The sequence below is a fragment of the Streptomyces sp. NPDC046557 genome (assembly GCF_040645975.1).
Lineage (GTDB): Bacteria > Actinomycetota > Actinomycetes > Streptomycetales > Streptomycetaceae > Streptomyces.
On the sequence record NZ_JBEYZH010000009.1, the window covers coordinates 207,485 to 221,309 of the forward strand.

Annotated in this window: 11 protein-coding genes; 8 read left to right on the forward strand and 3 right to left on the reverse strand. The window is 73.2% G+C overall.

Annotated elements, in window-relative coordinates:
- The first annotated feature begins 22 nt into the window (after window positions 1-22).
- The 5 genes from ABZ934_RS19000 (at window position 23) to ABZ934_RS19020 (ending at window position 7,867) form a co-directional block, all read left to right on the forward strand.
- Window positions 23-1,186 (forward strand): ATP-binding protein, encoded by a 1,164-nt coding sequence (locus tag ABZ934_RS19000; protein ID WP_361314294.1) that lies wholly within the window; start codon window positions 23-25, stop codon window positions 1,184-1,186.
- Between the two features lie 141 nt (window positions 1,187-1,327).
- Window positions 1,328-2,479: a phenylalanine--tRNA ligase subunit alpha gene (gene pheS, locus ABZ934_RS19005; RefSeq protein ID WP_361314297.1), complete on the forward strand. Its 1,152-nt coding sequence runs from the start codon at window positions 1,328-1,330 to the stop codon at window positions 2,477-2,479.
- Entirely contained in the window at window positions 2,479-5,007 is a 2,529-nt protein-coding gene (pheT, locus tag ABZ934_RS19010) for a phenylalanine--tRNA ligase subunit beta (protein WP_361314299.1), read from the forward strand. Before pheS ends, pheT begins: the two co-directional genes overlap by 1 nt.
- 939 nt (window positions 5,008-5,946) lie before the next feature.
- Window positions 5,947-7,284, forward strand: a complete 1,338-nt coding sequence (locus ABZ934_RS19015; RefSeq protein ID WP_361314302.1) for a transcriptional regulator — start codon at window positions 5,947-5,949, stop codon at window positions 7,282-7,284.
- Between the two features lie 52 nt (window positions 7,285-7,336).
- Window positions 7,337-7,867, forward strand: coding sequence for an NUDIX hydrolase (locus tag ABZ934_RS19020; RefSeq protein ID WP_361314305.1), 531 nt, complete (start codon window positions 7,337-7,339; stop codon window positions 7,865-7,867).
- 69 nt (window positions 7,868-7,936) lie between these two features.
- On the opposite strand, the gene ABZ934_RS19025 is transcribed toward ABZ934_RS19020, so the two are convergent.
- A complete protein-coding gene (locus tag ABZ934_RS19025) occupies window positions 7,937-8,830 on the reverse strand; it encodes a 3-hydroxybutyryl-CoA dehydrogenase (RefSeq protein WP_361314308.1) in 894 nt (297 codons plus the stop codon).
- Between the two features lie 154 nt (window positions 8,831-8,984).
- Between ABZ934_RS19025 and ABZ934_RS19030 the strand changes: the two genes are divergently transcribed.
- Window positions 8,985-10,259 (forward strand): family 10 glycosylhydrolase, encoded by a 1,275-nt coding sequence (locus ABZ934_RS19030; protein WP_361314310.1) that lies wholly within the window; start codon window positions 8,985-8,987, stop codon window positions 10,257-10,259.
- Window positions 10,260-10,299: 40 nt separating this feature from the next.
- Here the strand turns inward: ABZ934_RS19030 and ABZ934_RS19035 are convergent, their stop codons facing one another.
- Window positions 10,300-10,497, reverse strand: coding sequence for a DUF1918 domain-containing protein (locus ABZ934_RS19035; RefSeq protein WP_190185235.1), 198 nt, complete (start codon window positions 10,495-10,497; stop codon window positions 10,300-10,302).
- 56 nt (window positions 10,498-10,553) lie between these two features.
- Window positions 10,554-11,474, reverse strand: coding sequence for a DMT family transporter (locus ABZ934_RS19040; protein WP_361314313.1), 921 nt, complete (start codon window positions 11,472-11,474; stop codon window positions 10,554-10,556).
- Between ABZ934_RS19040 and ABZ934_RS19045 the strand changes: the two genes are divergently transcribed.
- Both ABZ934_RS19045 and ABZ934_RS19050 read left to right on the forward strand, forming a co-directional pair.
- Window positions 11,473-12,918: a PLP-dependent aminotransferase family protein gene (locus tag ABZ934_RS19045; protein WP_361314316.1), complete on the forward strand. Its 1,446-nt coding sequence runs from the start codon at window positions 11,473-11,475 to the stop codon at window positions 12,916-12,918. The genes ABZ934_RS19040 and ABZ934_RS19045 overlap by 2 nt on opposite strands.
- A gap of 60 nt (window positions 12,919-12,978) precedes the next feature.
- Window positions 12,979-13,725: an N-acetyltransferase gene (locus ABZ934_RS19050; protein ID WP_361314319.1), complete on the forward strand. Its 747-nt coding sequence runs from the start codon at window positions 12,979-12,981 to the stop codon at window positions 13,723-13,725.
- The last annotated feature ends 100 nt before the right edge of the window (window positions 13,726-13,825 follow it).

Genomic DNA, 13,825 nt, shown 5'->3' on the forward strand with positions numbered 1-13,825 from the left:
GAGATGTGGGGTAGACGGGGACATGAGCGTCGGTACGAACAGCTCGGCGGCAGCCGCCGGAGCGGCCGGGCCGCCGCGCCCCACCGGTCCCGCGGAGGCCGCCCCGGCGGATCTCGGAGCCCTCGGCATAGACGCCGACGACCTCCCCGACGGGCTGGTCGTCGCCGACCACACCGGCCGGGTCATCTGCTTCAACTCCGCCGCCGCCCGGATCACCGCCCTCGCGCCCGGCGAGGCGCTCGGCGCCCGGATCGACCGGGCGCTGCCGCTGGAAGACCTCGAAGGCCGCCGCTGGTGGGCGCTGACCGACCCGTACGGCGGCCTGGCCACCCGGCGCGGGCAGCCCGAGCGGAACCTGCTGCTGCCGGGCGGCCGGGAGGTACTGGTCTCCGCCCGCTACGTGCGCACCCATCCCACCGGCCCGCTGCGCCGCCTCGTGATCACCCTGCGCGGCACCGAGGCACGACGGCGCACCGAGCGCAGCCACGCCGAGCTGATCGCCACCGTCGCGCACGAGCTGCGTTCCCCGCTGACCTCCGTCAAGGGCTTCACCGCGACCCTGCTCGCCAAGTGGAACCGGTTCACCGACGACCAGAAGCGGCTGATGCTGGAGACCGTCGACGCGGACGCCAACCGCGTCACCCGGCTCATCGCCGAACTGCTGGACATCTCCCGCATCGACTCCGGTCGGCTGGAGGTGCGCCGCCAGCCGGTGGACATCGCCACCGCCGTCGGCCGGCACGTCCAGGCGTTGACCGCGAACGGGCAGGCCCCCGAACGGTTCCTCGTACGGGTCAGCCGGCCGCTCCCGGACCTGTGGGCCGACCCGGACAAGATCGACCAGATCCTGGGGAACCTGCTGGAAAATGCGGTGCGGCACGGTGAGGGAACCGTCACCATCGACGTGTCGCCGACCACCTTCGCGAACGCAGCGGGGAAGACCGAGAAGGGAACCGCCGTCACCGTGACCGACGAGGGCCCCGGGATTCCGGAGGAGTCGATGGGCCGCGTGTTCACCCGCTTCTGGCGGGGCAGCAAACGCGGCGGCACCGGCCTCGGCCTCTACATCGTCAAGGGCATCGTCGAGGCCCACGGCGGCACCATCACGGTCGGCCGCGGCCCCGGCGGCGGCGCCGAGTTCCGATTTATCCTGCCCGTCGCCGCCCCGGCCTACCTGACGCAGTAACCCTGCGGAGCGTCTCGCCAGGCGGCCCACGGGCCCCTCCACCCCCGACGACCTTTAGACTCGTGCTTTGGCACCTTTGTGTCCTTGTGCCGATCGAGTCGTACGGGGACCACCAGCCAGCCATCGGAAGTACGGGAAGAGATGTCGGCACCGAACAAGTCGTACGACCCTGTCGAGGTCGAGGCACTGAAACCGGAAGAGATCGAGCGCATGCGGGACGAGGCGCTCGCCGCCTTCGCGGCCGCCGGCGACCTCGACGAGCTCCGTGAGGCGAAGACCGCGCACATGGGCGACCGCTCGCCCCTGGCGCTCGCCAACCGGGAGATCGGCGCCCTGCCACCCCAGGCCAAGGCCGAGGCCGGCAAGCGCGTCGGCCAGGCCCGCGGAGCCGTGAACAAGGCGTTCGGGGCACGCACCGTCGAGCTCGAAGCCGAGCGCGACGAGCGGGTGCTGGTCGAGGAGGCGGTGGACGTCACGCTGCCCCACGACCGCGTCCCGGCCGGCGCCCGCCACCCCCTGACCACCCTGATGGACCGCATCGCGGACATCTTCGTGGCCATGGGGTACGAGGTCGCGGAGGGTCCCGAGGTCGAGGCGGAGTGGTTCAACTTCGACGCCCTCAACTTCACGCCGGACCACCCGGCACGCCAGATGCAGGACACCTTCTTCGTCCGCGGGCCCGAAAACCTGTCTGACAGCGGCTCCGCCGCGGGCTCGGGCACCGAGTCGGGCGTCGTGCTGCGCACCCACACCTCCCCGGTGCAGGCGCGCTCGCTGCTGGAGCGCAAGCCGCCCGTATACATCGTCTGCCCGGGCCGGGTGTACCGCACCGACGAGCTCGACGCGACGCACACCCCGGTCTTCCACCAGGTCGAGCTGCTCGCCGTGGACGAGGGCCTGACCATGGCGGACCTCAAGGGCACCATGGACCACATGGTCCAGGAGCTGTTCGGCGAGGGCACCACCACGCGCCTGCGCCCGCACTTCTTCCCGTTCACCGAGCCGTCCGCCGAGATGGACATGCAGTGCTACGTGTGCCGCGGCGAGTCGGTGGGCAACCCCGACCGCCCCTGCCGTACCTGCTCCAGCGAGGGCTGGATCGAGCTGGGCGGCTGCGGCATGGTCAACCCCAAGGTGCTCATCGCCTGCGGTGTGGACCCGGAGAAGTACAGCGGGTTCGCCTTCGGGTTCGGCATCGAACGGATGCTGATGTTCCGCCACAACGTCGAAGACATGCGAGACATGGTCGAGGGTGACGTCCGTTTCACCCGGCCGTTCGGGATGGAGATCTGATGCGGGTCCCGCTTTCTTGGCTGCGGGAGTACGTCGACCTCCCCGCGGGTGAAACCGGTCGCGACGTCGCGGCCAAGCTCGTCGACGCCGGCCTGGAGGTCGAGACCGTCGAGCAGCTCGGCGCCGGGCTCAAGGGCCCCCTCGTCGTCGGTCAGGTCCTGACCATCGAGGAGCTGGAGGGCTTCCGCAAGCCGATCCGCTTCTGCACGGTCGACGTGGGCCGTGCCAACGGCACCGGCGAGCCGCAGGAGATCGTCTGCGGCGCACGTAACTTCTCCGTCGGCGACAAGGTCGTCGTGGTGCTGCCCGGCGCGGTGCTGCCCGGCGACTTCGCGATCGCCTCGCGCAAGACGTACGGCAAGACCTCCCACGGCATGATCTGCTCCGGCGAGGAGCTGGGCATGGGCGATGACGGCACGCAAGGGATCATCGTGCTGCCGCCGGAGCACGAGGTCGGCACCGACGCGATCGAGCTGCTCCAGCTCGTCGACGAGGTCCTCGACATCGACATCACCCCGGACCGCGGCTACTGCATGTCGATGCGCGGTGTGGCCCGCGAGGCCGCCACCGCCTATGGCCTGCCGCTGCGCGACCCGGCGCTGCTGGACGTACCCGCCCCGAACTCGTACGGCTACCTCGTCAAGATCGACGACCCGGCCGGCTGTGACCGCTTCACCGCCCGTACGGTGACCGGTCTCGACCCGGAGGCGCGTTCCCCGATCTGGCTCACCCGCCGCCTGCAGAAGGCGGGCATGCGCCCGATCTCGCTCGCCGTCGACATCACCAACTACGTGATGCTGGAGCTCGGTCAGCCGCTGCACGCGTACGACCGCTCGCGGCTGGACGGCGCCATCGGCGTCCGCCGCGCCGAACAGGGCGAGACGTTCACCACCCTCGACGGGGTCAAGCGCACGCTCGACGCCGAGGACCTGGTGATCACCGACAACAACGGGCCGATCGGGCTCGCCGGTGTCATGGGCGGCGCCAACACCGAGATCGCCGACTCCGTGGTCGACCCGGAGACGGGCACCGTCACGGGCACCACGGACGTCGTCATCGAGGCCGCGCACTTCGACTCCGTGTCGATCTCGCGCACCGCCCGCCGCCTCAAACTGTCCTCCGAGGCGTCCAAGCGCTTCGAGCGGGGCGTCGACCCGCAGGCCGCCGCCGCGGCCGCGCAGCGGACCGTCGACCTGCTGGTGCTGCTCGCGGGCGGCACCGCCGAGGCAGGCGTCACCGAACTCACCGCGCCGGGCGCCCCGCGCACCATCGCGATGAGCGCCGACCACCCCGACCGGGTGGCGGGCATGGAGTACGGCCGCGAGACCGTCGTGCGCCGCCTCCAGGAGATCGGCTGCGACGTGTACGGGCAGGACGAGCTCGTCGTCACCGTCCCGTCGTGGCGCCCCGACCTCGCCGAGCCCAACGACCTCGCCGAAGAGGTCATCCGGCTGGAGGGCTACGGGAACCTCCCCTCGACCCTGCCGCAGGTGCCCTCCGGTCGCGGACTGACCGCCCGGCAGCAGCTGCACCGCCGGGTCGGCCGCGCGCTGGCGGGCGCGGGCTACGTCGAGGCGCTCAGCTACCCGTTCCTCGGCGAGGGCGTCTTCGACCAGCTCCAGCTCCCCGAGCACGACGCGGCCCGGCAGGTCGTGAAGCTGGTCAACCCGATCTCCGACGAGGAGCCGGCGCTGCGCACGACGCTGCTGCCCGGTCTGCTGGGCGCGCTGCGCCGCAACGACAGCCGGGGCAGCCACGACCTCGCGCTCTTCGAGACCGGTTCCGTCTTCCGGGCCACCGGGCAGCCGGGCGTCGCCGTACGCCTGCCCGTCGACCGTCGGCCCACGGACGAGGAGATCGCGACGCTGAACGCCGCCCTCCCGGAGCAGCCGCGGTACGCCGCGGTCGTGCTGGCCGGGGCGCGCGAGCAGGCGGGCTGGTGGGGCAAGGGCCGCCCCGCCGATTGGGCGGACGCCGTCCAGGCGGCACGCTCGCTGGCCGTCGAGGCCGGTGTGGAGCTGGTGGTGCGTCAGGGCCGGTACGGTCCGTGGCACCCGGGCCGCTGCGCGGAGCTGGTCGTCACCCTGGACGGGGTGGAGACGGTCATCGGCCACGCCGGTGAGCTGCACCCGCGGGTGGTCAAGGCGATGGGCCTGCCGGCGCGCACCAGTGCGATGGAACTCGACCTGGACCGTCTCGCGGCGGCTGGCGGCGAGGCCGTGCGGGCGCCGCGGATCTCCACCTTCCCGGTGGCGACCCAGGACGTCGCGCTGATCGTGGACGCGTCCGTGCCGGCCTCGGCGGTGGAGGACGCGCTGCGCAAGGGTGCGGGCGAACTCCTGGAAACGCTGCGGCTGTTCGACGTGTTCACCGGTGAGCAGGTCGGGGCCGGGAAGAAGTCCCTGGCGTACGCGCTGCGCTTCCGAGCGGCCGACCGGACGCTGACGGCGGAGGAGTCGACGGCGGCGCGGGACGCGGCCGTGGCGCTGGCCGCCGAGCGTACGGGGGCGGTGCTGCGCGGCGCGTAACCGACGCCGCGGGCTTCGGTGAGGGGCGCGTCCGGGTTTCCCCGGCCGCGCCCCTCACTCATTGCCGGGTTGTTCGGCCGCGCCGCCGCGCAAGCGCCCCCGGGCCGCCGGTGCCGCGGGGCTCCGCCCCGCCCCCGCGCCTCAAACGCCGGCGAGGCTGAAATCAGCCTCGTCCGGACGGGGCCCCCGCCGGGTACGGCTGTGCGGTCCGGCCCCGGGACGGGTGGGGCTGTGCGGAGCAACCGACCTGGCGGTGCGGCTTTGTGGTCCCGCTCCCGGTACGGAAGGCGAGTAACGCCGGGTAGCGGTGCGGCTGCGTGATTCAGCCCCGGTGGGTATGGCTTCGTGGGGCAACCCCCGTACGGGTACGGCTGCGCGGTCCAGCCCTCGGCGGGTGGGGGTTCGCCGCGAGCGGGTAGGGCTTCGCGGGGTAACGCCGGTACGGGTGCGGCTGTGCGATCCGGCCCCGGCGGGTAAGGCTTCGCCATGCAACCCCGGTACGGGTGTGGCTTCGTGGTCCAGCCCCCGGGACGGGTGCGGCCGGCCGGGCAATCCCGGCCACCCCGGTCGGGTGCCGCTTCGCCGCCGGGGCAACCCCCGGGCGGGGCAGCGCACCGGGTCCCGGTGGGAGGGCCCGGTGCGCGGCGCCCCGGTTCCGGCGGGCCCGGCGACCAACCGGGCTGCGGCGGAACCGCGGCGCGCCGCCCGCCTGCCGTGGAGTGTCGGGCAGACAACAGGACGGGCGGCGCGGTGCCGGGTCGTCGCACTGTACGAGGGGGAGCCGACGACCCGAGCGGCCTCTTGGCGAGGCCCTTAAGTGAAGCGCCCCCGACCACCCCCGCGGCAGGGTGCGTATCGCATTTATGCGCGTACTCGGTTCACACCCCGTGCGAACCGCGCACCCACTAGCCTGAGCGGGACAAGCCGTTGGAGGGGCCCATGCAGCCCAATGCCCTGCTCGACGCCCTCCTCGCCGAGGCGGGAATGTCCCACGCCGGCCTCGCCGCGCACGTGAACCAGGCGGGCCGGTCCCGCGGACTCGCGCTGCGCTACGAACACACGGCCGTCTCCCGTTGGTTGAAGGGGCAGCGACCGCGCGGCGCCGTGCCCGAGCTGATCTGCGAGGTGCTCGGCGGGCGGCTGCGGCGGCCCGTGTCATTGGACGACGCCGGGCTCGGTCCTCCGGGGCGGTCCGCGCCCCACCCGACCCCGCTCAGCGGCTTCGTGGACCGCGCCGCCGCCCTCTGGCGGGCCGACGAGCACGGTCGGTCCCGGCCGACGGCGGTGGAGGCGCTGACGGGAACGCCCGCCGTCATCCCGGTCTGGGAGTGGGAGAACCCGCCCGAGGACGGCGACGTGTCCCGGGAGGGCCCCCACCGCGTCGGCCCCGAGCACATCGAGATCCTGCGGGCCGCCCGCTGCCACTACGAGCTGATGTACCGCCGCTCCGGCGGCCTCGCCACCCGTGCCCGCATCGTGCGCTTCCTCGGGAGCGAGACCGCGCCCCTGCTGCGCGGGAGTTACCCCGACGGCCTCGGGCGGCAACTGCACCGGGCGACCGGCTCCCTGGTGGCCGTGGCGGGGATCTGCGCGTACGACTCGGACGCCCACGGCCTCGCGCAGCGGTACTTCCACCAGGCGCTGCGGCTCGCGAAGGCCAGCGGTGACCGGGGTCTCGGGGCGTACGTGATCGCGCTGCTCGTCAACCAGTCGCTGCACCTGCGCGACCACCGGCAGGCCGTCGCCTTCGCCGAGGCCGCGCTGCGGGCCGCCGGACGGCACACCACCCCGGCCCTGGCCGCCGACCTGTACGCGATGCAGGCCAAGGCGTACGCCCGACTCGGGGACGCGGCTGCCGCGTTGGGCTGCATCCGGCGTGCGGAGGGGGCCGCCGAGCGCATCCAACCGGGTAAGGAGCCGGCCGAGACCGGGTACGTACAGCCCGGGCTGGTCAACGTACAGGTGGCGGAGGCACTGCTCAGCCTGGGCGATCTGGCGGCCGCGCACGCCCAGGCGGCGACCGCCGCCGACACCCCGGCCCACGACCGCGGCCGGGTCCACCGGCTGGCCATGTTGTGCGAGGTCCAGCTGCGCCAAGGGGAGGCGGACCGGGCGGTGGCGTCCGCCGCCGAAATGGCCGAGCGGGCCAAGGGGATGGAATCGCTGCGGCTGCGCGACCGCTTGCGCACCGTCCGGGAACAGCTGTTGGCCAGCGGCTGCGCGGGCGCCGAGGAGACCGCCCGGCTCATCGACGGGGCGCTGCGCGTTCCCCTGTGACGCCCCCGACTGCTGCCATATTGCCACCCGTTCGAAGAAAGGTGGCAATGCCGTGCAGTGGACGAACCTGAGTGAGCAGACCGTGTACAAGAACCGCTGGTTCGATGTGAACCTCGCGGATGTGGAACTCCCCGACGGGCGGCACCTGGACCACTTCGTGATCCGACTGCGGCCCGTCGCCGCGGCCACGGCCGTCAACGACGCCAACGAGGTGCTGCTGCTGTGGCGCCACCGTTTCATCACCGACAGCTGGGGCTGGGAGCTGCCCGCCGGGGTGGTGGAGGACGGCGAGGACATCGCGGTCGCCGCCGCCCGCGAGATGGAGGAGGAATCGGGCTGGCGCCCCGGCCCGCTGCACCACCTGATGACGGTCGAGCCGTCGAACGGGCTGACCGACGCCCGCCACCACCTCTACTGGGCGGAGGGGGCCACCTACACCGGCCACCCCGAGGACGACTTCGAATCCTCGCGCCGCGCCTGGGTCCCGCTCAAACAGATCCCGGACATGATCGCCCGCGGCGAGATACCGGCCGCCAACATGGCGGCCGGTCTGCTCCTGCTGCGCCACCTGCGCGTGGGCTGAGCCAGGCCCTGCCCGGCCCCGCCCTGCCCTTCCCGGGCCCGGCGCGCCGTGCGGTGCGTCCCGGCCGGTTCAGCCGTACGGGTAGAAGCCCGCACCCGTCTTGCGGCCGAGCCGGCCGGCGTCGACCATCCGCTGGAGCAGCGGGGGAGCGGCGTACAGCGGCTCCTTGAACTCGGCGTACATGCTGTCCGCGACCGACGCGACGGTGTCCAGGCCGATCAGGTCCGCCAGCTTCAGCGGGCCCATCGGGTGGGCGCAGCCCAGCTCCATGCCGTTGTCGATGTCCTCGCGGCTGGCGATGCCGGACTCGAACATCCGGATCGCCGACAGCAGGTAGGGGATGAGCAGCGCGTTGACCACGAAACCGGACCGGTCCTGGGCGCGGATCGCGTGCTTGCCGAGCACGTCCCGCACCAGGGCCTCGGCCCGCTTCACGGTCTCGTCGCTCGTGGTCAGCGCGGGGATCAGCTCGACCAGCTGCTGCACGGGGGCCGGGTTGAAGAAGTGGATGCCGATCACCTGGTCGGGCCGCGAGGTCGAGACGGCCAGCTTGACCAGCGGGATCGAGGAGGTGTTGGAGGCGAGGATCGCGTCCGGGCGGGTGATCACCTGGTCCAGGACCTGGAAGATCTCCGTCTTGACCTGCTCGTTCTCGACGACGGCCTCGATGACGAGGTCGCGGTCGGCGAACTCGCCGAGGTCGGTGGTGAAGGTGAGGCGGGCCAGGGTGGCGTCCCGCTCCTCCTCGCTGATCTTGCCGCGTTCGGCGGCCTTGGTCAGGGAGTTGTACAGCCGGGTACGTCCGATCTCCAGGGCCTCGCCCGTGGTCTCGGCGACCTTGACCTCAAGGCCACTGCGGGCGCACACCTCGGCGATACCCGCGCCCATCTGGCCACAGCCCACTACGCCGACTCGAGTGATGTCGGAAGGGAGGTCAGTCACTTCGTGCCTTTCGCTGCTCATCCGTCGGCGGGTCCCCCGTCCTCGGCAGTGGTAACTGCTGTCCGGCGCCCGCCACGCCCCACGACGTTACCCCCGACCTTCCACCGGGTGACGGCCCGGGGCGGGCATGCTGGGCGGACGCGAGCGATGTCACAGAACGGAACGGAGCCGTCACATGGCGCACATCGGACGACGCAGGCTACTGGCCGGAGCGGCGGGCCTACTGGCCGCCGGAGCCGCGGCGGGCCCCGCGCGGGCCGCGCGGGAGACCGGGGTCGAGCGCCGCACGGGTGGTCCCGGGCGCTCGCCCGCCGCCCCCGCCGCCCCCGCCGAGTTCCGCGGCATGTGGATCGCCTCCGTGGAGAACGTCGACTGGCCTTCGAAGAGCGGGTTGTCCGCAGACCGGCAGCGCGCGGAGCTGCTGGCCCTGCTCGACACCGCCGTCGAACGCAGGCTGAACGCCGTCGTCCTCCAGGTCCGGCCGGCGGCCGACGCGCTGTGGCCCTCGCCGCTGGAGCCCTGGTCCCAGTGGCTGACCGGGACGCAGGGCCGTGATCCCGGCTGGGACCCGCTGGGTACGGCGGTCGCCGCCGCCCACGAGCGGGGGCTGGAGCTGCACGCCTGGTTCAACCCGTACCGGGTGGCCAACCACACCGATCCCGACCGGCTCGCCGACACGCACCCGGCCCGACGGAACCCGGAGTGGGTGGTCGCGTACGGCGGAAAGCTGTACTACAACCCCGGCATGCCCGAGGTGCGGCGATTCGTCCAGGACGCCATGGCCGACGCCGTGGCCCGCTATCCCGTGGACGGGGTGCACTGGGACGACTACTTCTACCCGTATCCCGTCGAGGGCGAGGACTTCGACGACGACGCGGCGTTCGAGGAGTACGGCGGCGCCTTCGACTCCCGCGCGGACTGGCGCCGCGACAACACGGACACCCTGGTCCGGGAGATGTCCGAGCGGCTGCGCCGCATCCGGCCGGCGGTCCGGTTCGGCGTCAGCCCGTTCGCCGTCTGGCGCAACGACGACGTGGACCCGCGGGGTTCGCGCACCCGGGCGGGAGTGGGGACGTACGACGACCTGTACGCGGACACCCGCAAGTGGGTCAAGGAGCGCTGGATCGACTACATCGTGCCGCAGGCGTACTGGCAGCTCGGACACCCGAGCGCCGACTACGCCGAGATCGTCCCCTGGTGGGCCCGCACGGTGGCGGGGACGGGAGTGAGCCTGTACGTGGGGGAGGCGCTGTACCGCTGCGACGCCGACAGCACGACCGAAGCCTGGAGGGACCCCGCGGAACTGTCACGGCACGTGAGCTTCGCCAAGGGCTACCCCGAGGTCCGCGGCCATGTCTACTTCTCGGCCAAGCAGGTGGTCGCGGACCCCAACGGGGCGATGGCACGGGTGGTCGCCGATCACTATCCGACGCCGGTGCCACCGCGCTGAACCCGGCTGCGGCCGTGCGCAGACGGAGGAAGAGGAGGATTCACTGGGGGGATTCGGTCGGGTGCTTCACCACGCAGTCGGGGCCCGGGGACATCACGGCCTCGTGCCCGTCCTGGAAGCGGACCCGGTAGGGAGGGGTGCCGTTCTCTCCCAGGACCTGCGTGATCTCTCCGACCTTGTCGTGCTGGCCCACGATCCTGCCGTGCTGTACCAGCTGGTCGCCCTCGGTCGCGCGCATAGCTGACCTCCTCGGTGGCGGTCCGATCCGTGCTAGCAGTTTAGGCCGGTAGGCCCCTATTTGACCCGTTGGGTAACGGCGATGCAGATCAGGACCGCGCCGGCGGCCACCGGCGCGGCCGGCGACAGCCGCTCGCCCAGCAGCGCGACCGACCAGACGAGCGTCAGCAGCGGCTGGGCGAGCTGGAGCTGACTGGCCCGGACGGCGCCGATCTCCGCCATGCCCCGGTACCAGACGTACAGGCCGAAGAAGGACGACCCCGCCGCCACCCAGACGAGCCCGGCCACCCCGTGCCAGGTCGGATGCACCGGCTCGTGGGCGAGCCCGACCGCCGAGCCGACCAGCCCGACGGGCAGGCACAGCACCAGCGCCCAACCGATCACCTGCCAGCCCGGCAGCACCCGCGCCAGCCGTCCGCCCTCCGTGTAGCCGGCCGCGCACACCAGCAGCGCGCCGAACAGGTACAGGTCGCCGGCCGAGACGGAACCGCCGCTCTGCCCGAGGGTGAAGCCGAGGACGACCAGCGCCCCGGCGACGGCCGCGGCCCAGAAGCGGCCCGAGGGCCGGGCCCCGGTGCGCAGCGAGGACACCACCGCCGTGGTCAGCGGCAGCAGCCCCACCACCACGGCGGCGTGCGAGGTCGTGGAGGTCCGCAGCGCGAGGGTGGTCAGCAGGGGGAAGCCGACGACGACCCCGGCCGCGACGACCAGCAGCCCCGACCAATGCTCCCGCGCGGGCGGCGGGACCCGAAGGGCGAGCAGGAGGCCGCCCGCCACCAGGGCCGCGAGGACGCCGCGCAGGGCCACGAGCGACCACGGGCCGAAGCTCTCCAGGCCCCAGGCGGTCCCGGGGAAGGTCAGGGAGAACATGGTGACGCCGAGGGCGGCCAGAGCCGTTCCGCCCCTCGCGGATCTCCGGTCCGCCGATTTCCGGACCGCTATCGAGGCGGTGAGAGTAGCGCTATTCTGTGCTGTCATGTACGAGCGTAGCAGTGTGGCGTCCCTGGCAGAATCTCTCCGGACCGAGCTGAACCGCTACTCGGCAGGTGGAAAGCTGCCGTCGAGTCGGGCCCTGGTCGAGCGCTACCGGGTCAGCCCCGTCACCGTCTCCCGGGCCCTCGCCCAGCTCGCCGCGGAGGGGCTCGTCGTCACCCGGCCCGGTGCCGGGGTATACCGCGCGCAGCCCCGTACGTCGGTCCCCGCGCCCGGGGACACCTCCTGGCAGGAGGTCGCCCTGACCGCCGAGGGCGCCGGCGATGTCGTGCCGCGTTCCGTCGACGCGTCCGGGGTCCTGGTGACGCTGGCGGCGCCGCCGCCCGGGGTGATCGAGCTGCACAGCGGCTACCTGCACCCCTCGCTCCAGCCCGAGCGGGCCATGGCGGCTGCCCTGGCCCGGGCCGGGCGGCGGCCCGGCGCGTGGGGGCGGACACCGGTGGAGGGACTGCCCGAGCTGCGCGACTGGTTCGCCCGCGAGATCGGCGGCGCGACCCGCGCGCTCACCACGGCCGACGTCCTGATCACCGCCGGTGGGCAGAGCGCGCTGACCACCGCGCTGCGGGCGCTGGCGCCGCCCGGGGCCCCGATCCTCGTGGAGTCACCGACCTACCCCGGCATGTTGGCGATCGCGCGCGCCTCGGGGTGCCGGCCGGTACCCGTCCCGGTCGATTCCGACGGGGTCCGGCCGGAGCTGCTGGCCGCCGCCTTCGAAGCGACGGGCGCGCGGGTCTTCGTATGCCAGCCGCTGTTCCAGAACCCGACCGGCGCGGTGCTGGCGGGGGCGCGGCGCGCCGAGGTGCTCCGGATCGCACGGGCCGCCGGGGCGTTCGTCGTCGAGGACGACTACGCCCGGGCGCTGGCCCACGAGGACGCCGGAGCGCTGCCGCCGACGCTCGCCGCCGAGGACGAGGACGGGGTGGTGGTCCACGTGCGGTCCCTGACCAAGGTGACCTCGCCCAGCATGCGGGTGGGGGCGCTGGCCGCCCGGGGGCCGGTGCTGGACCGGCTGCGCGCCATCCAGGTCGTGGACAGCTTCTTCGTGCCCCGGCCGCTCCAGGAGGCGGCCCTGGAACTGGTCGGCGCGCCGGCCTGGCCGCGCCACCTGCGGGCCGTCTCCGCCGAGTTGCGCCACCGGCGGGAGGTGCTCGCGGGCGCCCTGCGCCGGGAGCTGCCCGCCCTGGAGGTGCCGCACCTGCCGCGCGGGGGCTACCAGTTGTGGGTCCGGCCGGGGGAGGGCACCGACGAGGCCGCCTTCGTCGCGGCCGCCCTGCGGGCCGGGGTGGCGGTCGCCCCGGGCCGGTCGTATTTCTGCGCGGAACCGCCGGGCCCGTACGTCCGGCTCAGCTTCGCCGGGGTCGCGGCCGCCGCGGAACTGACGGAGGCGGCCCGGCGCCTGCGCGGCGGCGGCCTGGGCGGACAGGTCTGAGCGCCGGGCCCGCGCGGTAAAGCGATTGTGGCCGCCGCCTCCGCGTCCTAGCCTCCGGGCATGACCGGCATCCTGATCACCACGCTCGACCGGCGGCCCGAACTCGCCGACCGGCTCTGGGACATGAAGAACCCCTGGCCGGCGTTTGCCGCCCACGACCCCGTCTCCGCGCTGCTGTACCCGTGGATGGTGGCCGAGTTGCCGGAGTACGTGTTCATCGCCACGGACGGCGAGGAGGTGGTTGCCCGGGCGTTCAGCGTGCCCTTCGCCCTGCACGTGGACGGCCGCGGCGGGGCGCTGCCCGCGCGCGGCTGGGATCAGGTCCTGATGTGGGCCTTCGCGGACCGCCGGGCCGGGGTGGAGCCCGACACGGTCAGCGCCATCGAGATCACGGTCGGCCCCCACCGGCAGGGTGAGGGCCTGTCCGGGCGGATGCTCGCGGCGATGCGGGACAACGCCCGCGCGCACGGTTTCGCGGAGGTGGTGGCGCCCGTACGGCCGAACGGCAAGCCGGCGGAGCCGGACACCCCGATGGGGGAGTACGCGTTCCGCATCCGGGAGGACGGGCTCCCGTACGACCCGTGGCTACGGGTCCATGTGCGGGCGGGGGCGGTCATCGACTCGGTGGCCCCGCTGTCCATGACGATCAGCGGCTCGTTGGCGCAGTGGCGCGAGTGGACGGGCCTGCCGTTCGACGCGCCGGGTCCGGTGCGGGTACCCGGAGCACTCGTCCCCGTCCACTGCGCACCGGACCATGACCACGCGGTCTACGTCGAGCCGAACGTCTGGGTCCGTCACCCGCTCTAGTGCTGTGGCCGGGAAGGTCTGCCGGGCGCCGCGACCCGCTGACACATCCGGAGCTGTTGGAGCTGGGGATCGTCGCGCGGGCCCTCGGGTACACGGGCTC